Source organism: Pseudoduganella sp. SL102 (assembly GCF_027856995.1).
Lineage (GTDB): Bacteria > Pseudomonadota > Gammaproteobacteria > Burkholderiales > Burkholderiaceae_D > Rugamonas > Rugamonas albidiflava.
Genome location: NZ_CP115554.1, coordinates 4,586,258 through 4,611,035, shown reverse-complemented (window position 1 = coordinate 4,611,035; position 24,778 = coordinate 4,586,258). Strand labels below are relative to the sequence as shown.

General features: G+C 66.5%; 20 protein-coding genes and 1 pseudogene. 10 read left to right on the top strand and 11 right to left on the bottom strand.

Features of this window, described 5'->3' with window-relative positions:
* Positions 1 to 5 precede the first annotated feature (5 nt).
* The 3 genes from OU994_RS19480 to OU994_RS19470 all read left to right on the top strand — a co-directional run bounded on the left by OU994_RS19480 (position 6) and on the right by OU994_RS19470 (position 6,090).
* The gene (locus tag OU994_RS19480) at positions 6 to 2,369 is read left to right on the top strand and encodes a glycoside hydrolase family 2 TIM barrel-domain containing protein (protein ID WP_281607259.1); all 2,364 of its coding nucleotides are present in this window, start codon (positions 6 to 8) and stop codon (positions 2,367 to 2,369) included.
* A gap of 402 nt (positions 2,370 to 2,771) precedes the next feature.
* The gene (locus OU994_RS19475) at positions 2,772 to 4,484 is read left to right on the top strand and encodes a methyl-accepting chemotaxis protein (RefSeq protein ID WP_281607258.1); all 1,713 of its coding nucleotides are present in this window, start codon (positions 2,772 to 2,774) and stop codon (positions 4,482 to 4,484) included.
* A 16-nt stretch (positions 4,485 to 4,500) separates the two neighbouring features.
* Positions 4,501 to 6,090, top strand: coding sequence for a chemotaxis protein CheW (locus OU994_RS19470; RefSeq protein ID WP_281607257.1), 1,590 nt, complete (start codon positions 4,501 to 4,503; stop codon positions 6,088 to 6,090).
* 41 nt (positions 6,091 to 6,131) lie between these two features.
* Here OU994_RS19470 and OU994_RS19465 read toward each other — a convergent pair whose 3' ends face one another.
* A complete protein-coding gene (locus OU994_RS19465) occupies positions 6,132 to 6,875 on the bottom strand; it encodes an SDR family oxidoreductase (protein ID WP_281607256.1) in 744 nt (247 codons plus the stop codon).
* Positions 6,876 to 6,987: 112 nt separating this feature from the next.
* Between OU994_RS19465 and OU994_RS19460 the strand changes: the two genes are divergently transcribed.
* The 3 genes from OU994_RS19460 (at position 6,988) to OU994_RS19450 (ending at position 10,482) form a co-directional block, all read left to right on the top strand.
* Positions 6,988 to 7,917: a LysR family transcriptional regulator gene (locus OU994_RS19460; RefSeq protein ID WP_281607255.1), complete on the top strand. Its 930-nt coding sequence runs from the start codon at positions 6,988 to 6,990 to the stop codon at positions 7,915 to 7,917.
* A 62-nt stretch (positions 7,918 to 7,979) separates the two neighbouring features.
* Positions 7,980 to 8,438 (top strand): DUF1801 domain-containing protein, encoded by a 459-nt coding sequence (locus OU994_RS19455; RefSeq protein ID WP_281607254.1) that lies wholly within the window; start codon positions 7,980 to 7,982, stop codon positions 8,436 to 8,438.
* 79 nt (positions 8,439 to 8,517) lie between these two features.
* A complete protein-coding gene (locus OU994_RS19450; RefSeq protein WP_281607253.1) occupies positions 8,518 to 10,482 on the top strand; it encodes a PEP-CTERM sorting domain-containing protein in 1,965 nt (654 codons plus the stop codon).
* 176 nt (positions 10,483 to 10,658) lie between these two features.
* Here the strand turns inward: OU994_RS19450 and OU994_RS19445 are convergent, their stop codons facing one another.
* The 9 genes from OU994_RS19445 to OU994_RS19405 all read right to left on the bottom strand — a co-directional run bounded on the left by OU994_RS19445 (position 10,659) and on the right by OU994_RS19405 (position 18,656).
* Positions 10,659 to 11,408, bottom strand: coding sequence for an ABC transporter ATP-binding protein (locus OU994_RS19445; protein ID WP_281607252.1), 750 nt, complete (start codon positions 11,406 to 11,408; stop codon positions 10,659 to 10,661).
* A complete protein-coding gene (locus tag OU994_RS19440) occupies positions 11,398 to 12,156 on the bottom strand; it encodes an ABC transporter permease (protein WP_281607251.1) in 759 nt (252 codons plus the stop codon). The genes OU994_RS19445 and OU994_RS19440 overlap by 11 nt, the downstream gene beginning before the upstream one ends.
* A gap of 24 nt (positions 12,157 to 12,180) precedes the next feature.
* Positions 12,181 to 12,615, bottom strand: a complete 435-nt coding sequence (locus OU994_RS19435; protein WP_281607250.1) for a hypothetical protein — start codon at positions 12,613 to 12,615, stop codon at positions 12,181 to 12,183.
* Between the two features lie 3 nt (positions 12,616 to 12,618).
* On the bottom strand, positions 12,619 to 13,185 hold the full coding sequence (locus OU994_RS19430; RefSeq protein WP_281607249.1) for an SCO family protein: 567 nt from the start codon (positions 13,183 to 13,185) through the stop codon (positions 12,619 to 12,621).
* The gene (locus OU994_RS19425; RefSeq protein WP_281607248.1) at positions 13,182 to 14,210 is read right to left on the bottom strand and encodes an ABC transporter substrate-binding protein; all 1,029 of its coding nucleotides are present in this window, start codon (positions 14,208 to 14,210) and stop codon (positions 13,182 to 13,184) included. Before OU994_RS19425 ends, OU994_RS19430 begins: the two co-directional genes overlap by 4 nt.
* 19 nt (positions 14,211 to 14,229) lie before the next feature.
* Positions 14,230 to 14,406, bottom strand: coding sequence for a hypothetical protein (locus OU994_RS19420; protein WP_281607247.1), 177 nt, complete (start codon positions 14,404 to 14,406; stop codon positions 14,230 to 14,232).
* Between the two features lie 174 nt (positions 14,407 to 14,580).
* Positions 14,581 to 15,636, bottom strand: a complete 1,056-nt coding sequence (locus OU994_RS19415) for a glycoside hydrolase family 43 protein (protein ID WP_281607246.1) — start codon at positions 15,634 to 15,636, stop codon at positions 14,581 to 14,583.
* A 61-nt stretch (positions 15,637 to 15,697) separates the two neighbouring features.
* Positions 15,698 to 17,194 (bottom strand): MFS transporter, encoded by a 1,497-nt coding sequence (locus OU994_RS19410; protein ID WP_281607245.1) that lies wholly within the window; start codon positions 17,192 to 17,194, stop codon positions 15,698 to 15,700.
* 580 nt (positions 17,195 to 17,774) lie between these two features.
* Positions 17,775 to 18,656 (bottom strand): CPBP family intramembrane glutamic endopeptidase, encoded by an 882-nt coding sequence (locus OU994_RS19405; RefSeq protein WP_281607244.1) that lies wholly within the window; start codon positions 18,654 to 18,656, stop codon positions 17,775 to 17,777.
* Between the two features lie 294 nt (positions 18,657 to 18,950).
* On the opposite strand from OU994_RS19405, the gene OU994_RS19400 reads away from it, so the two are divergent.
* The 4 genes and pseudogenes from OU994_RS19400 (at position 18,951) to OU994_RS19385 (ending at position 23,296) form a co-directional block, all read left to right on the top strand.
* The gene (locus OU994_RS19400) at positions 18,951 to 19,835 is read left to right on the top strand and encodes a LysR family transcriptional regulator (protein WP_131145516.1); all 885 of its coding nucleotides are present in this window, start codon (positions 18,951 to 18,953) and stop codon (positions 19,833 to 19,835) included.
* 239 nt (positions 19,836 to 20,074) lie between these two features.
* Positions 20,075 to 21,432 (top strand): annotated as a pseudogene (locus tag OU994_RS19395) (MFS transporter).
* A 262-nt stretch (positions 21,433 to 21,694) separates the two neighbouring features.
* Positions 21,695 to 22,648 (top strand): IS1595 family transposase, encoded by a 954-nt coding sequence (locus tag OU994_RS19390; protein WP_281607243.1) that lies wholly within the window; start codon positions 21,695 to 21,697, stop codon positions 22,646 to 22,648.
* A gap of 246 nt (positions 22,649 to 22,894) precedes the next feature.
* Positions 22,895 to 23,296, top strand: coding sequence for a DUF4148 domain-containing protein (locus OU994_RS19385; protein ID WP_281607242.1), 402 nt, complete (start codon positions 22,895 to 22,897; stop codon positions 23,294 to 23,296).
* Positions 23,297 to 23,353: 57 nt separating this feature from the next.
* Here the strand turns inward: OU994_RS19385 and pyk are convergent, their stop codons facing one another.
* Entirely contained in the window at positions 23,354 to 24,772 is a 1,419-nt protein-coding gene (gene pyk / locus OU994_RS19380; RefSeq protein ID WP_281607241.1) for a pyruvate kinase, read from the bottom strand.
* Positions 24,773 to 24,778: the final 6 nt, after the last annotated feature.

The following is a 24,778-nucleotide window of genomic DNA, read 5'->3' as shown; positions in this document are numbered from 1 at the left end:
GACGAATGAAGCCATTTCGCACTTTGCATTCCGCCCCGCGCGGCCTGGCGCGCACCGCGCTGGCCCCCGCATTAATCTCCACACTGTTGTCCGCGCTGGCGCTGGCCGGCGCCGCGCAGGCCGCGACGGCCAGCCTGAATGAATCCTGGCAGTTCCACCGTGCCGACGGCAAGCAGGCCATCACCGCCGACAAGGTGCCGGCCGGCGCCTGGAGCACGGTCGACCTGCCGCATGCGGCGCACATCGAGCCGCGCGTGCCGACCGCGCCATGGCAGGGCACCGTGTTCTACAAGAAGACCTTCGACGCCGCGCTGAAGCCGGGCGAGCGGGCCATCCTGCGCTTCGAGGCGGTGATGAACGTGGCCGATGTCTGGCTGAACGGCAAGCACCTGGGCCAGCACCTGGGCGGCTACCTGCCGTTCGCTTTCGACGTGACCGGGCTGCTGAAGGCAGGCGGCAAGAACGAAGTCATCGTTCGCGCGAACAACGAAGATAACGCTATCACCGGCCCGAAGCCGCTGAAGGACCTGGACTATATCCAGCACGGCGGCATGTACCGTGGCGTCAGCCTGATCACCAAGCCGGCGGTGCACATCACCGATGAAATGCTGGCCGCCACGCCGGCCGGCGGCGGCGTGTTCGTCACGTTCCCGCGGGCCGGCAAGGAGAAGGCCACGGTGCAGGTGAAAACCGAAGTGGCCAATACCGCGAAGGTGGCGCGTACCGTCACCGTGCGCAATACGCTGGCATGGCAGGGCAGGGAAGTCGCCCGCGCCGAGCAGCAGGTCACGCTGAAGGCGGGCGAACGCCGCCACGTGACGATGCCGCTCGACGTCGCGCAGCCGCAGTTGTGGTCGCCGCAGGCGCCGAACCTGCATGTGCTGGACACCGCTGTCGTGGGCGAAGGCGCCGGCGACAGCGTGCAGACCCGCATCGGCATCCGCCGCCTGTCGTTCGACAACCAGCACAAGCTGGTGCTGAACGGCGAACCGCTGCAGCTGCGCGGCGTGAACCGCCACCAGGAATATCCGCACGTGGGCTACGCGCTGTCGCCGCAGGCCGAATACCGCGACGCGCTGCTGGTGAAGAAATACGGCTTCGACTACATCCGCCTGTCGCACTATCCGCAGTCGCCCGCCTTCATGGCCGCGGCCGATGAACTGGGCCTGCTGGTGATCCCGGGCGTGCCGGGCTGGCAATACTTCAACAAGGACCCGGCCTTCAGCCGGCAGGTCATCAAGACCTGCGAAGACATGATCCGCCGTAACCGCAACCACGCCAGCGTGCTGGCCTGGGAATGCTCGCTGAACGAGACGGACATGCCGGACGCGTTCGTCGACACGCTGCACAAGACGGTGCACACCGAATATCCGGGCGACCAGGCCTTCTCGGTGGGCTGGCTGCCGCGCTCCTACGACATCTACATGCAGGCGCGCCAGCACAGGATCGGCGACAAGCACCCGCTGCCGAAGAAACCCCTGATCGTTTCCGAGTACGGCGACTGGGAATACTATGCGATGAACGCGGGCTTCAACCAGGGTGCCTGGAGCGACCTGAAGCCGGCCGACCGGTCCAGCCGCCAGCTGCTGTCGCAAGGCGAGAAGCACCTGCTGCAGCAGGCCGCCAACGTGGCCGAAGCGCATGACGACAACTTCACCACGCCGGCCTTCGCCGATGGCTACTGGGTGATGTTCGACTACGCGCGTGGCTATGCACCCGACCTGGAAGCTTCCGGCGTGGTGAGCATCGACCGCTTGCCGAAGTTCGCGGCCGAATTCTTCCGCTCGCAGCGCAGTCCGGAACAGGCGAATGCGCAGTGGGGCGGTGGCCCGATGGTGTTCATCGCGAGCTACTGGACGCCGGAATCGTCGCCGCGCGTGCGCGTGTTCACGAACGCCGGGGAAGTGGAACTGCGCCTGAACGGCAAGGTCGTGGCCCGCAAGAAGGCGGCGCCGTCGTCCACCCATCCGCGGCTGAAGCATCCGCCGGTGGAATTCGATACCGGCGGCTTCCAGCCGGGCGAGCTGGTGGCCGTGGCCTACACGGGCGGCAAGGTAGTGGCCGAGCACAAGGTGCGCACGCCAGGTGAAGCGGTGAAGCTGGACGTGGCGCTGGACGACATGGGCGTGCCGCCCGCTGTCGGCGACCTGGTGTTCGCGCGCGCCCGCCTGGTCGACGCCAACGGTACCACCGTGCCGCGTTCCGGCGAGGCGGTGACATTCACGGCCGATCCGGGCTATGAAGTGATCCACAGCCCGCAGGCGAGCACGGAGGCGGGCATTGCCAGCGTGCTGGTGAAGGTGCGCCAGCCGAACGGCACGCTGGCGGCGGCCGCCGGCAAGCTGCAGGGCGCGCTCGCGCCGAAGTAAGGCTCCGAGTGGAGCAGGTGCCGGACATGCAAGGTGTCCGGCACCGCGCGTCATGGCGCGCGATGCGTGTGGGCGCGTGCCGCCCGAGACACAGTGGTTGTCGGCTGACGGTTTTCGTCTATCCCTGGATATTGCCGAGTATCGGTCCGCATTGTCGAGTAACGGTACGTATTGCCAAGTATCCGCGCGGTTCGGCGGGAAACCGTGAGTATTGGTGAGTATCGCCTGGTCGCGCCGGTCAGCAATGGCTTGAATGTAACTTCAGCGCGACACATTGTTAAAAGTTCAGCTGGGAAAAACTTTACCTGAGGCAATAGCGGCGTAATAATGGGGTGCGACCTGCAAGCATGTCGCGCCGGTTCGCCGCCAGGCGGATCCACCCCATCGATACCAGGACCCGCCATGAACATCGCCGCCGCCCCCGCCCGCACCGCCGTCAAACCCGATCTCCGCGCCGACGCGCACGACATCGGCAGCGCCGTCGATCGGGTACAGGCGATCATCGAATTCCACCTCGACGGCACCATCATCCACGCCAACGAGAACTTCCTGGCCACGCTCGGCTACACGCTCGACGACGTGGTGGGCCGGCACCATTCGATGTTCTGCGATCCCGACTACGTGCGCTCGCCCGAGTACGAGGCATTCTGGGCCAGGCTGCGCCGCGGCGAATTCGAGCGCGCGCAATACCGCCGCATCGGCAAGGGCGGCCGCGACGTGTGGATCGAGGCGTCGTACAACCCGATCCTCGACGAGGATGGCAAGCCGTGCAAGGTGATCAAGTTCGCCAGCGATATCACGGCCCACAAGGTGCGCGCCATCGAGCACGCGGGCCTGGTGAGCGCCATCGACAAGGCCCAGGCGGTCGTCGAGTTCGACATGAACGGCCTGCTGCTGGACGCCAACGCGAACTTCCTGGCCGTCACCGGCTACGAACTCTCCGACGTCAAGGGTGAACACCACCGGGTGTTCTGCGAGGACGACTACGCGGCCAGCCTGGAATACCGCAAGTTCTGGCAAAAGCTCAACCGCGGCGAGTTCGATGCCGGCCGCTACAAGCGGGTCGGCGCGGATGGCCGGGTGATCTGGATCCAGGCCACCTACAACCCGATCTTCGGCCTGGACGGCAAGCCCGTCAAGGTGGTCAAGTTCGCCACCGACATCACCGCCCAGGTGGCGCTGGAAGAGGAAGTCGTGCGCCGCAACGAGGCCGACCGCCGCAAGGTGGCGCTGCTGCTGGCCCAGGTGGAACGCGCCGCGCACGGCGACCTGACCGGCACGCTCGAGATGAACGGCAGCGAGCCGGTCGACCAGCTGGGCGCCGGCGTCGGCAAGATGATTGCCGACCTGCGCGGCGTCATCGCGCACGTGGTGTCCGAAGTGGCGCGCCTGTCGGTATCGGCCGGTACCATCGCCGAGCGCTCGAACGTGGTGGCGGGTGGCGCCCAGGCGCTGGGCGCCACCGTCGAGGAGATGAATGCGTCGGTCGACGGCCTGACCGCGTCGATCGCCACCATCGCGCGCGGCGCCGACGAAGCCAACACGCTGGCGCAAAGCACGAAGGAAGCCGCCGAGACGGGCGCCAAGGCCGTGGCCCGCTCGATCGAGGCGATGGCGCTGATCAACCAGTCGTCGGAGGACATCAGCGAGATCGTCAAGGTGATCGGCGAGATCGCCAGCCAGACCAATATGCTGGCCTTCAACGCGGCGATCGAGGCGGCGCGCGCCGGCGAGCACGGCCTGGGCTTCTCGGTGGTGGCCGACGAAGTGCGCAAGCTGGCCGAACGCTCGTCGCAGGCCACCAAGGAAATCTCCAAGCTGATCACGGAATCGGTCAAGCGCGTGGCGCAGGGCAGCGAGATCTCGCGCCAGGCCAGCGATGCGTTCGACCGCATCGCTACCGGCGTGGAGCGGACGTCGGTGGCGATCGGCGACATCTCGGCGTCGGTCAACGAACAGTCGCTGTCGGCCCGCGAGGTGGCGGTGGCGATCGCCCATATCTCCGAGGAATCGGAGAAGTCGGCCGGTTCGTGCGACAGCATCGCCGTGCAGACCGAGGAACTGAACCGCACGGCCTCGGAACTGAACCAGACGGTTTCCGGCTTCACCGTCTGAGCGGCGCGGCGCAACCATGCATACGCTTCAGATGACCGCGGCCGGCGTGCCCCCGGCGCCGGAGGTGCACGCCGCCGCCGAGGCGATGGCCGCCGCGCGCGCGGCCGCCGCACGGGCGCTGGTCGACGCGGCGGGGCTGGAACTGTTCGGCTCCTTCCACCTGGGCGGCGCCGAATTCGCGCTCCCGGCGCTGGCGATCCGCGAAGTGGTCGGCTACCCGGAGCGGGTCACGCGCATGCCGCTGTCGCCGGACTGCCTGGAAGGCATCTTCACGCTGCGCGGCACGGCGATCCCAATCGTCAACCTGGCGCGCATTTTCGATCCGTCGGCCCCGCCGGCCGATGCGACCCAGAAGATCGCCATCCTCGATCACGAGGAAGTGCTGGTCGGCCTGGTGTTCGACGCCACCGGCGAGGTGCTGCGCGTGCGCCCCGAGCAGCGCAGTACCGTGAGCTATGGCGGCGGGCGGTCATCCGTGATCGGCGGCACGATCCTGCTGGCCGACGGCGAGCGCTTGCTGCAGGTACTGGTGCCCGAGGCGCTGGTGCGCATCGATAACGTGCCGCAGGTGCGCTCGATGTCGGCCGCCGCGCGGGCCGCCGAGCGCGCCCGCTTCCTGCGCCATGCCGAGGCGCGCAAGTGCCTGTGCTTTTCCGCGGGCGGCACGTCGTTCGCGTTCGCGATGACGGCCGTGCAGGAAATCATCGCCGTGCCCGAGCTGCGCACGTCCGTGATGGCCGGGCCGCTGTGCAAGGGCTGGATCAACTTCCGCGGCCGTGCCGTCGGCATCGTCGACTTCGCTGCGCTGGTCGGCGGCGCGCCCGCGCAGGCAGACCAGGTGCGGCGGCGTATCCTGATCGCCCGCATCGGCGAGGAACTGCTGGGCTTCGTGGTCGATTCGGTCGACACCATCATCCACTACTTCGACAGCGACGTGCTGCCGATCCCGCTGCTGGGCACGCGGCGCGGCGCGATGTTCCGCGGCTGCCTGCCGCGTACCGATGGCCCGGACACGCTGTTCCTCGACCACGCCCATGTGCTGGGCGATACGGAACTGGCCGAAGTCTGCGCGGGCCACCGACGCATCTACGGCGACGAGGCAGCCGGCGAGGCGCAGGCGGCGAAGAACGCGGGTACCGCCGCGGCGCGCAAGCAGGTCTACCTCGCGTTCGCGCTGGGCAGCCCGTGGGCGGCCGACATCGGACAGGTGCGCGAGCTGATCCCGTACGCGCCCGGCATGACGCGCCCGCCCGGCGCGCCGGATTGCGTGCACGGCATGCTGCACCTGCGCCACCAGGTGATTTCCGTGATCGACCTGCGCCGGCTGTACGGCATGCCGCCGCTGGACGATACCGCGGAGTGCCGCATCCTCGTGCTGGAACGGGGCACCGAGCGCTATGGCGTGATCGTCGACCGGGTCGACAGCATCGTGCACCTGCCGGCCAGCGCGCGGCGGCCGTCGCCGAAGATGCTGCGCGCCGGCGGCGTGGTGGCCGACATGCGCGCCGACGTCAGCGAAGTGCTCGAATTGCCCGACGGTTCCGTCAAGACGCTGTTCGAGCGGGACGCCTTCTTCGCCACCCTGGAGCGCGTGCTGGCACAGTAAGGCAGGGCGGGCCGCATCGCCCGCCACCAGCTCATCGGCGCTCAGGCCGCGAAGCCGCCGTCGATCAGCAGGTCGGCGCCGGTGACGAACGCCGCTTCCGGACTGGCCAGGTAGGCGATCATCCCGGCCACTTCATCGGGATGGCCATGCCGCGGCAATGCCATCAGGCCGTGCATCACCGCGCCGAATTCGGCATCGGCGGGATTCATGTCGGTATCGACCGGACCCGGTTGCACATTGTTGACGGTGATGCCGCGCGGCCCCAGGTCGCGCGCCATGCCTTTCGCCAGGCCGGTCAGCGCCGACTTGCTCATCGCGTATACCGCGCCCCCGGCGAACGGCATGCGCAGCGCATTGGTGCTGCTGACGTTGATGATGCGGCCACCTTCGCCCATGTGCGCCAGCGCCGCCTGCGACGCGACGAACACGCTGCGCACATTGACGGCCACGGTCTGGTCGAAATCTTCCAGGGAGAACTGTGCCACGTCGCCGAGACGGAGCACGCCGGCATTGTTGACGAGGATGTCGATGCGGCCGAAGCGGTCGGCTACCGCGTCGATCGCACCTTTCAGCGAGGCGGCATCGGCCGCGTCGGCGCGGATCGCCAGCGCGGTTCCGCCGGCCGCGGTGATCTCCGTCACCAGTGCTTCAGCGGCCGCCGCCGATGCGGCGTAGCCGATGGCGACGGTGGCGCCATCGCGCGCCAGCCGGCGTGCCGTGGCGGCACCGATGCCGCGCGAACCGCCGTTGATGAAGGCGACTTTGCCGTCGAGTATCGTGGTCATGGTGTGTTCCTTTGAAAGTGAGTGGGGATGGACACAGTATGGCCACGGCGAGACCGTCGCGGTAGCGCATGAATGGCCGTTTCAGTTTCAACCCACGGTATAAAATGACCGCATGGATACTGAACTGAGCAGCTATCTCGACGCCTTCCTCGCCGCGGCCGATGAGCACAGCTTCTCGGCCGCCGCACGGCGCATGGGGATCACCCCCGCGGCGGTCAGCAAGAGCGTGGCGCGGCTCGAGGCGCGGCTCGGCGTGCGGCTGTTCCAGCGCAGCACGCGCAGCCTGGCGCTGACCACCGACGGCGAGCGGCTGTACGGCCAGGTGAGCCGGCCATGGCGCGATATCGGCGATGCCCTGACCGAGTTGCGCCAGGGCGCCGGGCAACCTGCCGGCTCGCTCAAGATCGCACTGGCCCATACGGTGGGGCGCCTCTACATCCTGCCCCTCGTCGAGCAATTCGTGCGGCGTTATCCCGCCGTGGTGCCGGACATTCACTTCGACAATCGCCAGGCCGACCTGGTGGCCGACGGTTTCGACGTGGCGATCGGCGGCGGCATCGAACTGTCCGAGGGCGTGGTCGCGCGCGAGCTGGCCCGCGTGCGCATCGTGCTGGCGGCCGCGCCATCCTACCTGCGCGACCATCCCGCGCCCGCCGAGCCGGCCGACCTGGCGCGGCACTGCGGCGTGGTGCGCCGTTCGCTGGACTCGGGCCGGGTATTGCCGTGGGTGCTGAACAATGCCGCCGGCGAGGAAGTCTTCGCGGCCGTGCGCCCGGTGGCCGTGATGAACGATCCGGAAGCGATGGCGCGCGGCGCCGCCAGCGGCATGGGTATCGCGCTGCTGCCGTTGCCGCATGCGCTGCCACTGCTCGACAGCGGGGAGCTGGTACGCGTACTGCCGGGATGGCATGCCGGCAGCAGGCCGCTGTCGATCTACTATTCGAGCCGCAAGCTGCTGCCGGCGAAGACGCGGCTGTTCATCGATTTCATCGTCGAGCGCTTCGGCGAGAGCGGCTACCGGCAGCGCTTCGAGGCGCCATGACCGGCTGGACCGGGGGCGGCACCCTGCGTTATGCTCGCGTGATCGCATTTGGGGAGCATGCCATGACCACCAGACATTCCCGCGCCAGCCTTCCGCCGCAATCCGGCGCGGGCCCCACGCCACCCGTGCTGCTTTCGGGCGGCAATCCGCAGATCGCCAAGGGCGACGGCGACGAACCTGTACAAGCCTACATCGCGGCCATGCCGGGCTGGAAAAGCGCGGCCGGCAAGCGGCTCGACGCGCTGGTCGAACGTACCGTGCCGGGCGTGCGCAAGGCGGTGAAATGGAACTCGCCGCTGTATGGTGCCGGCGACACGGGCTGGTTCCTCGGACTGCACTGCTTCAACCGCTACATCAAGGTCGCGTTCTTCCAGGGCGCCTCGCTCCAGCCACCGCCGCCGGTGGCCAGCAAGGGCGACGACACGCGCTACTTCCACATCCATGAGGACGACATGCTCGACGAGGAGGCGCTGGCGGACTGGATCCGCCAGGCGGCCGCATTGCCGGGCAGGATGCCGTAGCAGCGAAGACTGCGGGGTCACACGGTTGTCATCAAAGTAGTTTAACTTTGACAACTATCTTTTCTCCCGGAGTCCATCGATGTCCCTGCCACGTTCCCCGTTCCTGTGCCGCCGCACCGGCCTGCCGTTCAACGCACTGGTGCTGGCGGTCGCACTGGCCAGCCCGGCGCTGGCCCATGCCGCAGCGTTCACCATCACCGGCACCAGCACGACCGCGCAAAACCTCGGCAAGGGCGATACCGGGACGGTGGCCGCCGGCGCCGCGCTGACAGTGGGCGGATCGGCCGTGGCGGTGGCGGTGACCGGCGACAAGGCCACGGTGAACAACCTGGGCACCATCGCCCAGACGGGCAGTGGCCGCGCGATCCGCGCCAGCGGCGCCGTGACCGAATTCGTCATCAACAACGGCAGCATCACCAATGCGGCGGCCCTGGTCCGCACCGCCGACGCGGACGTGATCCAGGTGAACGGCGCCGCGTCGAGCGTCATCCTGAACAACTACGGATCGATGGTGTCGCTGAACGGCTCCGCGGGCGGCGCCCAGGCGGTCGACTTCAACGCCGTCACCGGCGCGAACACGATCAACAACTTCGCCGGCGGCCTGCTGCTGGCCAGCGAAGCCGATGCGGTGCGTCCGGGCGAAGGCGGCGTACTGTTCAACGCCGGCACGATCCGTTCCGTGACAACGGTCGGAGCCAGCAGCGACGGCATCGATGGCCAGGACCGCAGCGGCATCCGCGTTACCAATGCCGCCACCGGCCTGGTCGACGCCGGCCGCCATGGCATCACGTTCGAGCAGAAGAACGCCAACACCGCTTCGACGCTGGATCTCGCCAACCTGGCCGGCGGCATCGTGCGCGGCAACGACGGCTCCGGCATCAATGTCGATGGCTTCAATGGCAGGCAGCTGGTCACCATCGTCAACGGCGGGCTGATTTCCGGGAACGGCGTCTCGGGCGATGGGGATGGCGTCGATGTCGATGGCCTGGTCCACATCACCAACAGCGGCGTGATCCGCTCGCTGAACGCGGTGGAAGCGGGCGGCCTGGCCTTCAGCGAAGGCATCTCGGCCGGCGGCGGCACGATCTTCAATACCGGCACGATCGAAGGGCTGGTGGCGCCCGGCAATGGCGGCGCCGTGGGCCGCGGCATCACGCTGGCCGGCAACGACATCACGAACGGCCCGCTGGCCGGCACGCGCGAAGGCCTGTACGGCAACGCCGCGATCGTCAACGCCGCCGGCGGCATGATCCGCGGCCAGGGCGACTCCGCCATCGCCGTCACGGGCGCGGCCAGCGGCTACACGGTGATCATCGACAACCGTGCCGGCGGCACCTTCCGCGGCGGCGGCACGGCCGCGGCGATCCGTACCAATGGCGACAATGCGACCATCACCAATGCCGGCACGATCGATGGCGGCAGCAGCGGGCGGGCGATCGCCTTCGGTGCCGGCAACGACACGCTGGTGATCAGCGGCGGCAATGCCATCGTGGTGGGCAGCGTGGATGGCGGCGGTGGCACCGACACGCTGGTGGTCGACACCGGTGCCGGCAACGCTTTCGGCTACGCCGGCGCGATCACCGGTTTCACGACCGTGGAACTGCGCAGTGGCACGCTGGCGCTGGAGGGCGCCGACGTGGTGGCGGCCGGCAGCGCACTGCTGCTGGGCGGCGGTACGCTGGACCTGGCCGGCGCCGCGTCGCAGGCATTCGCCAGCCTGGCGCTGGCCGACAGCTCGGCCATCGTGCTGGGCGATACCGTGCTGACGTTCCAGGGCCTGGGCGCGGTCGCTGCCGGCGAGACCCTGGCGCTGACCCACGACGGCGCCGGCTACACGCTGCGCTTCCTGGGCGACTACGCGGGCAATGCCGCCTTTGCGCAGTTGATGGGCGCCACCACGATCGACAGCCTGGCCGTCACGTACAGTTTCGACGGCACCTACACGAACGTGAGCGCCGTGCCGGAACCGGCCAGCGTGGCGATGCTGTTCGCCGGCCTGGGCATCCTGGCGGTGGCGGGGCGGCGGAAGAAGGCTGCCGCCTGAGGCAGCCGCGGGTTCGAATAGCCGCTTCCTTCCTGATATAGCGGCCAGGAGGCGGCGTCCAATACTGCCGGGCGCTCCGGCATGCAGGTGTCGGACAGCACCGGTGCATACTGCTCCATATACTGCTCCATATACTGCTCCATATACTGCTCCATATACTGCTCCATGCCGCAGCTCTACCGAAGCGTCAGGCCCAGTTCTGCCAGGATGGCGTCCTTCATTTCCTGGAAGCGCGGCTCGGACAGCTTGCGGGGATGTGCGGCGTCGATAGCGAAGGAGCGCTGGATTTTTGCGGGGCGGGGTGAGAGCACCATGATGCGGTCGGCCAGGTACAGGGCTTCTTCGACATCGTGGGTGATCAGGATGACCGTGTGGCGTTCCTCCTGCAAGATGCGCAGCAGCTCATCGCGTATGCGCAAGTTCATCAACGCGTCCAGGGCCGAGAACGGTTCGTCCATGTACAGGATTTCAGGCTTCACCACCAGGGCCCTGGCGATCTCCACCCGCTTGAGCATGCCACCGGACAGTTCGCGCGGATAGGCATGCTCGAATCCTTTCAGTCCCACCATCTCGGCGTAGTGATCGGCCAGACGGTGCTTTTCCGCCGCGGTGCCCTGATTCAGCCCGAACATCAGGTTTTCCCGTACGGTCAGCCAGGGGAACACCGAGCCGCTCTGCGAGATCACGATGCCTTTCGGGCTCGGCCCCTTCGCTACCTGGCCATCGATGCGCACGGCGCCGGTGTCCGGCTGCTCGAAGCCGGAGATCATCTTCATGATGGTCGACTTGCCGCAGCCCGATGGCCCGACGATGGCGACGAATTCACCGTCCTTGACTTCCAGCGTCAGGCCGTCCACCACATCGAGCCGCTGGCCATTGCGCGAGAAGCTCTTTTTGATGTTGTCGATGCTGATTTTAGTGTCCATAGCGCCACCTTACCGAGTCCAGTCCTTCCAGGCGCCGCATCATCATGTCCAGCAACAGGCCGATGATGCCGATGATGGCCATGGCTGCGATCACCAGGTCATAGCGATTGCCCGCATTGCGCGCGTCGATGATCATGAAGCCGAGGCCGGAACTGCGCACGATCATTTCGGCCGCCACCACCACCAGCCATGCCACACCCAGGCTGACGCGCATGCCGACGACGATATCGGGCAGCACGGCCGGAACCACCACCTGGCGGAACAGCTTGGAGCGTGAAACGCCGAAATTCATGCCAGCGTGGATATAGCGCTTCTCGATGGTATGAACGCCGTTTGCTGTCTGCACGATCATCGGAAACACCGACGCCAGGAAAATCAGGAATACCGGTCCCATGTCGCCCACGCCGAACCACAGGATAGCCAGGGGGATCCAGGCGATGGGCGATATCGGCCGCAGGATCTGGAATACCGGGTTCAGGGTGTTGTACACCGCGTGCACCCGGCCCATCCACAGGCCGATCGGGATCGCTACCACGGTGGCCAGCAGGAAGCCTGTGGCGACCCGCTGCAGCGATGCGCCGATGTGCTTCCACAAGGTGCCATCGGCCGCCAGCTCGATGGTCCCGTCCAGCACCTGGCCGGGGGTCGGGAAAATAACCGACTGGGTCAAGGTGACGGTGTAGTGCCAGAGCGCGACCAGGACGACCAATAACAGGACAGGGGGCCAGATTCGATTGAGTTTTTCCACGTGCGAGTACTTCCCTAACGCGAATTAATGAAATGACGCCGGCAAGACGCGGCTCGCCCGGCGCACGCGCCACTTCAGGCGTGCGATGCCCGCCGCCGGATGGGGCTCGACGATGACCTTCATCGATCCGCTACTGTGGGCGGAGCAATTGAATTCATTGACCGACACCGTGTCGAACGGCAGGCGAAAATCCTGCCCGGGCATGATCAGCACGGGGCCGAAGATCTGCGGCACCGTGTCGGCGTTGCGCAGAAGGAGTACATCCTTCACGCCGACAGTGAGGGTTATCGTGTCGGGCAGGATGTCCACCTTGTCACCAGCCATGCGGCGAGCCCAGGTCCCCTTCGGGATCTCGAACAGCTCGTCCCTGCTCTCGTCCGGCAGGGGCGCGAACGCGCTCCATGCCGAGATCGCGGCAGCGACGGCGAATGCCAGCCAGAGAGGCCGCAAGGGTCGCATGCCTCAGCGCTTCAGCAGGATCGCCAGGTCGTGGGCGATCTCGCTGGCGGGGCGGCCGAAAGGCATCATGGCGCGCTGGCGCCCTTGACGGTCGATGAAGTACAAATAAGACGAGTGGCTCATCAAATAGTCGCTGCCGCCGCCGATGGGATGCTTCCTGGCGGCGATACCATAGTCCTTGAGCAGCTGGGCGATCTGGGCCGGGGTGCCGGTGATACCGATGAAGCCGGGGTCGAACTGCGCCAGGTACGTACGCAGGCGCTCGGGCGTGTCGCGCTCCGGGTCGACGCTGATGAACAGCACCTGGACGTCCCTGGCCGCCGGGCCGACAAGCTTCCTGGCTTCGGCCAGCGCCGCCAGCGACACCGGGCACACCGTCTCGCAGTGGCTGAAGCCGAATTCGAGCACCACGACTTTGCCGCGCAGGTCGGTCAGCTTGAAGGGCTTGCCGGTGGAAGCCGGCAGGGCGATCTCCGGCGCGGCACGGGGCGGCTCGAATACGCCGGACTTGAGCTGCTGGGCACAGGCTGCGCCCGTGCACAGCAGCAGGGCAAGGACAAGGATCTTCATAGGGCAAGCTTGAGCGGTTTGACGGCATGGAAGAAGCTGTCGTCGACATAGCGTTCGTAGGCGATCGGCTTCTTGAGAGTGCGTGCTTCGAGCGAGAGCTGCATTAATTCGTCGAACTCGGAACGGATCATCCGCAGGTCGCCATAGGTAACGCGATCGTGCGGCGTCTCCATGACAAACTTGATGATCTTCGGATCCTGGTTGAAAAACTTCTTGTCGCCGGCGATATGGGCAGCGCGGTCCCGGTTTGCGGGCCCCTGGTCGAGCCAGGTGCCAGCGGCCTGGATGTGATCGACCAGGTCCTGCACCAGCGGGCGCCGGGTCTGGATCACGTCGTCGCGCACCGTCAGCACGCAGCAGATATAGTTGCGCCATTCATCCCGCGTCATCGCCAGGGGCCGCGCATAGCCCGCGCGCTGGGCCGCCGCGCCAAACGGCTCGCCGGTGCAATAGGCATCGACGGCCCTGGCATACAGGGCTGCGGGCATGTCCGGCGGGTTCATCTCGATGATCTCGATGTCCTTCAAGGTCATGTTTTCCCGTGCCAGCATCTTGCGCAGGAAAAGATAGTCGACCGCGAAGCGGCTCGGCACCGCGATGGCGCGTCCGCGCAAGTCGCGAAACCTGCGGTAGCTCGCATCGGTACGCACCATGATCACCGCGCCGGAGCGGTGCCCGAGCGAGACGATCTTGAGCGGAATGCGGGTGTTCACAAGGTCCATCACCAGCGGCGCGAGCATATAGGCGGCCTGGATGCGGCCGGTCATCAGCGACTCCTTGATCTCGGGCCAGCCACTGTACTTGTGATACACGAACGGCGCCGGTCCCAGGCCGGCCCGCTGGTTCGCCAGGGTCTTGGCGGTGCAGGCGATCGGCAAGGTCAGATTGCAAGTGACGGGCAAGCCGCCGACGGCCAGCGGGGTCCCCGGTGCGGTGCCCAGGGCGGCGCGCGGCAGTGCCGTCGCCAGGGCGGCGCCCAGGCCCGACTCCAGCAGACGGCGGCGCATCGGCAAATAATCATTCATGGCTACAGCATCCTAAAGATCAAAGATGGCGCGGTATCGAACGAGCGGCCGTAGCCAGGCAGGGACGCAGCAGGCCGGTACGGTGGTTGACGAAGCCGGCGAGACGTACACCGCCGGCCGGCAGTGAGCAAGCCTTGTCGAACAGGTTCGACACGCCGCCATACGGGCGCGCGGCGCGCGACAGATGGTACCTCATTTGCAGATCGACCAGAACATGCCCGGCGATTTTGCATTTCGGTCGGTGCGCATCGATTGGCTGCCTGGCGACCGCCCCCGCCAGCTCATGCCCTGCGCCCCGTGAAGCCCCCAGAACGCAAAGAAGGCCCGACAGCAAGCGCTGCCGGGCCATTCGCATGCAGTGACACCCCGGTCAGGCGATATCCACGTGCTGGTTGTCCTCGCCATACGGATACAGCGTGACGATGCGCCCTTCCTCGTCGTAGAACAGTTCGGTGACCTTCACCGAACGCAGGTGCGTGACGCCGCCGGACAGGCTGCTGTCGTGGTAGTACAGGAACCAGCGGCCATCCACCTCGACGATCGAGTGGTGCGTGGTCCAGCCGATCACCGGCGTCAGGATTTTTCCCTGGTAAGTGAATGGGCCATACGGGTTGTCCGCCGTGGCGTAGCACAGGAAATGCGTGTTGCCGGTCGAGTACGAGAAATAGTACTTGCCCTGGTACTTGTGCATCCACGGGCCTTCGAAGTAGCGGCGGTCATGGTCGCCGGCCAGCAGTTCCTTGCCGTCTTCATCGAGGATGACGATGGCGCGGGGCGCTTCGGCGAACTGCTTCATGTCGGCCGACAGGCGCGCCACGCGGGCCCGCAGCGCCGGTTCGTGGTCGGCCGGTTCCTCGTTGGCGGCGCCGTAGACGTTGTCGCGGTACTTCTGCAGCTGGCCACCCCAGATGCCGCCGAAGTAGAGATAGTGTTCGCCGCCATCCTCGAACACGGCCGGGTCGATCGAGTAGCTGCCTTCGATCGGTGCCGGCTCCGCCGCGAACGGCCCGGTTGGGCTGTCCGACACGGCCACGCCGATCTGGAAGATGCCATCGGCGCGCTTGGCCGGGAAGTACAGGTAGTACTTGCCATCCTTGCGCGCCGCATCCGGCGCCCACATCTGGCGCGCCGCCCACGGCACGTCGGCGACATGCAGCGCCACGCCATGGTCGGTCACTTCGCCGTCCGGCCGGTCCATCGAGAAGACGTGGTAGTCCTCCATCGCGAAGTGGTCGCCGTTGTCGTTGAAGGGAATGCCCGCTTCGATGTCGTGCGACGGATAGAGGTAGATGCGGCCGTCGAACACGTGGGCCGACGGATCGGCCGTGTACAGGTGCTTGACGAGCGGTTGCGAGATCGCGCTCGTGTTCAGCTGTTCCACGCGTGCCAGCGTGTGCTTGCGCTTGTCGTCTTCGTTGTGTGCCATATGCTTGCTTTGATGAGTAATGGTGTTGTTATGCGGGCAGCTCGGCGCTGCTCACTTCATCTCACTGCTGCGCGGCGCGGCGCAGGCCAAGTTCCTGTTCGATGGTGCGTTCGGTCGACTTGCGGATCTCGTAGAAGGCCAGGCAGCCGACGGCCAGCAGGAACGGGATCGCCGCGTACAGGCTGACGGACAGGCGGATGCCGTCCGCCACCGCCGGTGCCTGGGTGGCCAGCGTGGCGTCGTAGCCGACCGTCGACAGCAGGGCGGCGACCAGCGCGCCGCCGACCGACAGGCCCGCCTTGAGGCCGAAGATCATCGCCGAGAACAGCAGGGCGGTGGCGCGGCGGTTGTTCTTCCATTCCGAATAATCGGCCACGTCGGCGATCATCGCCCACAGCAGCGGGATCGTGATGCCGTAGAAGAAGCCGTGCAGCAGCTGCGACACGAACACCAGGCCGATCGAGGTGGGCGCGTAGAAGTAGAACGCCAGCATGAACATGGTGGAGATGAACAGCGCGATGCCGAACACTTCGCGCTTGCCGAAGCGGTCGGCCAGCGGGCGCGAGAAGCCGATACCGATGATCATCATCACGATGCCGATCGCGTTGAACACGCTGAAGGCCGAAGTCGGCGCGTCTTCCGGCCACTGGAACGCGGTCAGGCCCACGCTCGCCAGCACGGCGTTCAGCCCGGCGATGAAGCCGTTGAAGCCCACGTCCTGCAGGAAGGTGGCCAGGTGCGTGGCCGACAGGTAGCTGCGGAAGTAATAGATGTACATGCCGCCCTTCAGTGCCAGCGTGACGAACACCAGGATCGTCACCGCCAGCATCACCATCCAGGGGCGGTTGCGCAGCAGGTCCGTGATGTCCTGGCCGATGGTGGAACGCTGCGCCGCGGTGGGCACGATGCGCTCGCGCGTGGTGAAGAACGTGATGAGGAAGCAGATCGTGCCGGCCACGGCGAAGATGATCATCGTGTTGCGGAAGCCGGCCACCTTGTCGCCGTCGCCCAGGATCAGCACCAGCGGCAGCAGCAGCACCTGGATGATGAACTGCGCCACCATCACGGCCACGAAGCGGTAGGCCGACAGGCTGTTACGCTCGCTCATGCTGCCGGTCAGCACGCCGGACAGCGCCGAGTAGGGCAGATTGTTGGCCGAGTATACCAGCATCAGCAGCACGTAGGTGAGCGAGGCGTAGATGATCTTTCCGTCCGGGCCCAGGTCCGGCGTGCTGAAGGCGAGGATCGCGATCAGGCCGAACGGTACCGACGTCCACAGGATCCACGGCCGGAACTTGCCCCAGCGGGTCACGGTGCGGTCGGCGATGAGGCCCATCAGCGGGTTGAAGCAGGCGCCGACGATGCCGCCGATGAAGATGATGCTGGCCGCCGCGTTGGGCGACACCTTGAACACGTCGGTGTAGAAAAAGGCGATGAAGGTCAGCAGGGTCTGGAAGATCAGGTTGGCCGCCAGGTCGCCCAGGCAATAGCCGACTTTCTCCGTGACGCCCAGCCGGCCGGTAGCGCTGTCGGAAGAGGTCCGTTGCGTGTTGGTCATGATGTCTCGCTTTATCGTTATGAGGATCGGTCGCGCCGCTTCCCGGTGGCTATACCAATCGCACGCAGCAAATGAATAGCGCAACCATCGCCGTATGGTAGCCCAAGTCGGCACCGCGTTGGAAACTTTCTGGTTGCGCTACCGGGTTCGCGCGCCGCTGAGGGCGTTGCTTCGCAGACAGTTATTCATGAAACTGATCTGTGTCATGCGGGAAATAAAGTGGCGGAATGCCGAAGCGGATGCGAAGATGCGTCTGTCTCCTCCAGCTCTCCCAGAGAATTGGACTTCAGCCGGCCCAGCGCCGGCATTTTTTTTACTTGGAGATATTGCGCGAAAAAGAGGGAGCCCTGGGTGCCGGTTGGATCAGCCCACCCCAAATGCAAATTCCGGGGTCAGGGAGGAATGCTGGCATGCACGCCAGCATCGTTCCGCAGGCGCGAAGCAGGCTTCGCGAAACCCCTGCTACACCCGGCGGGCCTGACCCCAGCCGTTCGCTCTTGGGGTGAATGCATGCGCTTTCAACGTGTCGCGAAAAAACTGGGACATACTCCATTTTCCAGGCAAATTTTCAACGCGAGTCTCAGCGCAGCGCCGGATAGGTGAACATCAGGAAGTGCGTGGCATTGAGCGCGAAGTGCGTGAGGATCGCCGCCTCGATCCGGCCGCTGCGCTGGTAGGCCATGCCATAGCCGACACCGGCGAACGTGGCCAGCACGATCAGCGCCGGACCGCCGTGCGCATGGGCCACGCCGAACAGCACGGCCGCCACGCCGACCGCGATGCGCGCGCCGTCCGGCCGCTTCGACAGCGCATCGGCCAGGCGCCCCTGGACCAGCGCGCGGAAGAACGCTTCCTCGGCGAGGCAGGTGGTGAACAGGTTCGTCAGCAGGAACAGCGGCGCATAGGCGGCAAACCAGCTGGCGAACCACTTCGGATCGATGGCGATGACACCCGCACCGTAGCCGGCCAGCAGCGCGATGAGCGGTGTCGCCACGATCACGGGCCAGGCCGCGACGACGGCGCGCCACGCGGCGCGGCCGCTCGCCGGCACGGCGAAGGTGGCGCACAGGATGATGCCGACCGCCGTCTTGTCCAGGTTCAGGTACAGCGATACGGGCTTCGATGCCGCGCTGACCTGCACCTTGTCGAGCAGGAGCGGATTGGCGAAGCCGGGCACCACGTGCAGCGCGAGCGCCAGCGACAGCACGATGATCGCCGCCAGCAGCAGGCCCTTCGCCAGCCGGTGCGTGGCTGTGCGCCAGCCGGCGCACAGCGCGGCCAGCAGCAGCAAGGCGAGCGCGCCGGCCGGCTGCATCGCGCCGAGCGCCAGGGCGGTGCCGATGGCGATGGCCAGCCCGGCCATCCAGGCCGGCAGGCGGCCCAGCGGCGGTACCCATAGCGACAGTACGGCAAGCATCCAGGTGGCGGCCAGCGGCCAGAACGATGGTGGCAACGAAGTCATGATCGGCGGGTGAGGGGATGGGCTGGCCATTATAGACAAAGGTGCAAGGCCCGGCTCCGCCGATCCTGCCGCGAAGCCGGCCAACGTGGTACGCGTGCTACCGCGCTGGCTGCCCGATGGCACCCTTCATCGCGAACGCGATGGCTTCCCCGGTGGCGACGGCGATGGCTGTGCCATGACCGCCGCAATGGCTACGCAGTGGCAACCGCGATGTCTGCCGCGCTGTCTACCGCGATGCCTGCCGCGCTGTCTACCGTAGAATGGCTGCTCCATTGTTCCGGGAATCGCTTACCGATGTTCGAGATCAGCCAGCTCCGCTGCTTCGTCGCAGTCGCGGAGGAATTGCACTTCAGCCGCGCGGCCGAGCGCCTCAACATGACCCAGCCGCCGCTGAGCCGCCAGATCCGCCTGCTGGAGCACCACGTCGGCGCGCAGCTGCTGGAACGGAACAGCCGCACCGTGCGGCTGACGGCGGCCGGCAGGGCCTTCTTCCCCGAGGCGGCGCGCATCCTGCGCATGGCCGAGGAGGCGGCCTTCACGGCGCGCCGCGCGGCCAAGGGCGACCAGGGCACGCTGGCCATCGGCTTTACCTCCGCCTCCGGCTACAACCTGCTGCCGGAAGTGGTGCGGCGCCTGCGCGACCGCGCCCCCGGCATTTCGCTGACCCTGAAGGAGCTGGTCAGCACGACGCAGGTCGAGATGCTCAACGCCGGCCAGCTGGACCTGGGCCTGATGCGGCCGCACCCGATCAACGCGGAACTGGCCAGCCTGCGCCTGGCCACCGAGTCGCTGATGCTGGCGATCCCGGAAAGCGAAGCGGCGCAATGGCCGGAAGCGCCCACGCTCGCCAGCCTGCACGGCAAGCCCTTCATCATGTACTCGCCCTACGAGGCGCGGCCCTTCCACCAGATGCTCACCGAACGCTTCGCCCGAGACGGCGTGGTGCCGGACATCGTCGAGCATATCGGCCAAGTGCACACCATGCTGGCGCTGGTGCGGGCAGGGATGGGCGCGGCGCTGATCGCCGCCGGTGCCTCGCGCCTGCACTTCGAAGGCATCGTGCTGCGAGAAATGGCCACCGAACCGGTGCAAATGGTGTGCACCTACCGGCGCAGCAACGACAATCCCGTCCTGCAGCTGTTCCTCAACGAAGTCCTCCCCACCTTCGATGTGCGCTGAGCCACCGATGCCGTTGATGACTCGATCAAGTCCCTGATCGATGTCGGGTACGGGTTTCTGCGTAGGCAAATTTGCATCGGCGGTGACGCCAACCCCTGGAGGTCCAAAACCAGTAATTCAATTTGTGAATAGGTGTCATCACACTTTGGTTTGTCGGGCAGCGGTGCCGCGCATATGATCGTGCGGTACAAGACAGCCGCCCGGGGCGGCTGGAGCAGACCAAGATGACAGGAGACCCCATGGATCACGCACCATCCGCCACCGCCGCCGCCGCGACCCAGACGCGCACCCGCGCGCGCTGGACCATTCTGGCGATGCTGTTCGCCGTCACCACCATCAACTATGCGGACCGCGCCACGATCTCGATCGCCGGCCCGAACCTGAAGGCCGATCTCGGGTTGTCGGCCGTGGAGATGGGCTACGTGTTCTCGGCGTTCGCCTGGTCTTACGTGCTGGCCCAGCTGCCGGGCGGCTGGCTGCTGGACCGCTTCGGCACCCGCATCACGTACTTCTTCAGCATCTTCCTGTGGTCGCTGTTCACGATGCTGACGGGCGCCATCGGCTCTTTACCGGCGGCGCCGCGGTGGCCATGCTGTTCGCGCTGCGCCTGCTGGTGGGCGCCGCCGAAGCGCCTTCGTTCCCGGGCAACAGCCGCATCGCGTCGTCGTGGTTCCCCACCCAGGAACGGGGCCTTGCCGCGGCCATCTTCAATTCGGCGCAATACTTCGCCACCGTGCTGTTCGCCCCGATCATGGGCTGGCTGGTGCACACCTATGACTGGCACAGCGTGTTCTATGTGATGGGCGCGCTGGGTATCGGCCTGTCGTTCATCTGGCTGAAGGTGATCCACGGCCCCCGCCGGCACCCGTCCATCAATGCCGCCGAGCTGCAATACATCAAGGAAGGCGGCGCGCTGGTCGACCTGGAAGAGACCAGGCACGGCGCGGAACCCAGCAAGGTCGACGTGTTCGCCGCCATCAAGGAGCTGCTGTCGAACCGCATGCTGCTGGGTGTGTACGTGGCGCAGTACTGCATCACCACGCTGACGTACTTCTTCCTGACCTGGTTCCCCGTCTACCTGGTGCAGGAACGCGGCATGACGATCCTGAAGGCGGGCTTCGTGGCGTCGATGCCGGCCATCGCCGGCTTCCTGGGCGGGATCGCCGGCGGCTGGCTGTCCGACCGCCTGAGCAAGGCGGGCCATTCGCTGTCGGTGTCGCGCAAGGTGCCGATCGTGCTGGGCATGCTGCTGTCGATGAGCATGATCGGCTGCAATTACATCGAGACCGACATGCTGGTGGTGGCCGTGATGTCGCTGGCCTTCTTCGGCAAGGGCATCGGCGCGCTGGGCTGGGCGGTGGTGGCCGACACGTCGCCGAAGGAAGCGGGCGGCCTGTCCGGCGCGCTGTTCAACACCTTTGGCAACACCGCCGGCATCACCACCCCGATCGTCATCGGCTACATCGTGCAGAACACGGGTTCCTTCGCCGGCGCGCTGGTGTTCGTCGGCGCCAATGCGGCGGTGGCGATCTTCTGCTACCTGTTCGTCGTGGGCGACATCAAGCGCGTGGTGCTGACCAAATCGCTGGTCAAGTAAGCCGGCTCCGGGGAGTTCCGGGAACGGCAGCCTTCCTCCCGTCATTCACGAAGCTGATGGGAGGTATGCGGGAAATAAAGTGGCGCAATGACGGGGTGGATGCGATGATGCACCTGTCTCCTCCAACTCTCCCAGAGAATTGGACTTCGCCGGCCCAGAGCCGGCATTTTTTTTGGCGCTGTACGCGGTAATTGTGGGAACTTCCTGGCGGAATGACGGTCTGACCTCTTGTTGAGCTACTTCATGTATATCAGGAGGCGACATGGGCACGGCGGAGGTTGGAGCACTGATCGAAGCGTTGATGCAGCAACAGCTTTCAGAAGATCAGGTCACATTGCTGCAAGGCCTTCTGGCCAGCGTCGAGCAACCAGGCCAGTGTCTTCGCCTGATCGAGGAAGCCGCCGGAAGGCCGCCTTGTCCCCATTGCGGTTGCCAGCGGTCCCACCGTTGCGGACAGGCCAGTGGCTTGCAGCGCTATCGCTGCGTGATCTGCCGACGCAGCTTCAATGCCTTGACCGGAACACCGCTTGCCCGTCTTCGCCTGCGCGACAAGTGGCTGCACTATTTGCAATGCCTGATCGAGTCGACCCCGGTGCGTCCGGCGGCCAAGCGCGTCGCGGTGGCCAAGTCGACCAGCTTTCGATGGCGCCACCGTTTTGTCGCCGCCATTTTCCGGGCGCCCCGTCCGCAGTTGTCCGGCATCGTCGAGGCTGACGAAACCTATCATCTGGAATCACAAAAAGGCTCGCGCCACCTGGACCGCCCGCCCCGAAAGCGCGGCGGCAAGGCCAGCCGGCGCGGCATCAGCCGCGAGCTGGACTGCATCCTCGTCGCCCGTGACCGCAACCGGCAAACCTGTGACTTCGTCACGGGCCGCGGCCCGGTCAGTGCCAGGCAGCTGATGAAACACCTGAAGCCCGTTCTGGCGCCCGATGCATTGCTCGTGACCGATGCCGCCAAGGCGTACCAGGCATTTGCGAAGCAGGCCGGCATCACGCACGAAGCGATCAACGTGCGTGCCGGCATTCGATCACGCGGTGCACTGCATATCCAGGGTGTCAACGGATGGCATGGCCGCTTCAATACCTGGTTGCGGCGATTCAACGGTGTCGCCAGCCGCTACCTGGCGAGTTACACCGGTTGGCTACGTGTGCTCGATGCCGCCGAGCTGACGGCACCGCGGCACTGGTTGCGCGTTGCCGTGGCGCCAGACTAACTGATCGGCTCTTTTGTCGAGCTCGACTTGGGACAAAGTTTCGTTCTCAACGGCAAAGCTATCCAACGCGAACAGCGCCTTTTTTTTGGCGCCGCATCGGTGCCGAAGAACGCTACGGCTCTTTTGTATCCCGATGTATCAGCGCCCATGCACGATACCCGGGCTGACACCGGAAGGTATCCGTGACATATGCCATATACACGCGCCGGTTGTAATGCTCCTACACCTACTTCAACGGAGCACGACATGAAAACCACCACCACCACGATTTTCGCCATCCTCCTGGCCGCCGCCGGCATCGCCAATGCCGCCAACGCCCAATCGCAATCGCTGACGCGCGAACAGGTACACGCCGAGGTACTCGCGGCGCGCGCCGCCGGCACGCTGGGCAGCGGCGGCGAAGGTTACCAGGCGCTGCAATTCGACATCCCGTCGACGTTGACACGGGCCGAGGTACGCGCCCAGCTGGAGGTGGCCCGCGCCGCGGGGGCGCTGTACGAAGGCGAAGCCTATTCCGGCCCGGCCGGAACGCCTGCGGCGAACCAGCTCACACGGGCGCAGGTGCGGGCGGAACTGGCCGCCGCACGGGCGGCCGGAACGGATTATGTCGGCGAGGCGTATCCGGGCCCGCTGGCCGCTGGCGGCTGACCCGGCCTTCGCGAACCGGAGCGGATTGCTGGCGAAGTCCGGCCGCCGCGCAGACGCTTAGCCCACCTGCGCGATACGCAGCAGGTTGGTCGTGCCGGGCACGCTGAACGGCATCCCCGCCGTGATGACGATGGTATCGCCCGGCCGGGCGATGTCTTCGCCCAGTGCCATGGCACAGGCCTGGTCGCTCATCTCGGCCACGTCCGCCACTGCGGGGCACAGCACGGGATGCACGCCCCAGGCCAGCGCCAGGCGCCGCGCCGTCTCGACGGAGGGCGTCATGCCGATGATCGGCGCGCGTGGCCGCTCGCGGGCCATGCGCAGCGCCGAATAGCCCGAGCACGTGTACGCGACCACGGCGGCCACGCGCAGCGCCTCGGTCACGCTGCGCACGGCGATGCCGATGCCGTCGGAGGCCAGCGTGGCCGCGGCGCCGCCGGCGATCGCCAGTTCCTCGCGGTAGTACGGATCGGCCTCGGTCTGCGCGATGATCGAGTTCATGATGCGCACGGCGTCGCGCGGATACTGGCCCGAAGCCGATTCGGCCGACAGCATTACCGCGTCCGCGCCGTCGTAGATCGCGGTGGCCACGTCGGAGGCCTCGGCGCGGGTGGGCACCGGTGCCGTCACCATCGATTCCAGCATCTGCGTGGCGACGATCACCGGCTTGCCGACCTTCCTGCACGCGCGCACGATGCGCTTCTGGATCGCCGGCACCTGTTCCGGCGGCATTTCCACGCCCAGGTCGCCGCGCGCGACCATCACCGCATCGGCTTCGGCCACGATCGCTTCCAGGCTGTGGATCGCCGCCGGCTTTTCCAGCTTGGCGACGATGGCGGCGCGGTTGCCGACCAGCGCCTTGATCTCGGCGATATCCTCGGGCCGCTGCACGAACGACAGCGCGACCCAGTCGATACCCAGCTTCAGGCCGAACTCCAGGTCATGCCGGTCCTTGTCCGTCAGCGCCGACAGCGGCAGGACCACGCCCGGCACATTGACGCCCTTGCGGTCGGAGATGCGCCCGCCGGTGACAACCCGCGTGTCCGCGAAATCCGGCCCGCAGGCATCCACGCGCAGGCGCACGCGCCCGTCGTCGACCAGCAGGTCGGTGCCGGGTACCAGCGCGGCGAAGATCTCGGGATGGGGCAGGGGCGCGCGGCGCGCGTCGCCAGGCACTTCGCGGTCGAGGTCGAGCCGGAACGCATCGCCGGCGGCCAGCGTGACGGCGCCCTCCGTGAAGGTGCCCAGCCGCAGCTTGGGACCCTGCAGGTCGAGCAGCACGCCGGCCGGACGGCCCGTTTCGGCTTCGATGGCGCGGATCGTCTCCAGGCGCTGGCGGTGGTCGGCATGGCTGCCGTGGCTGAAGTTCAGGCGGAATACGTCGGCGCCGGCATCGAACAGGGCACGGATGGTGTCCGGATCGGAGCTGGCGGGGCCGAGGGTGGCGACGATCTTTGCATTGCGTTGGCGGTGCATGGGGTT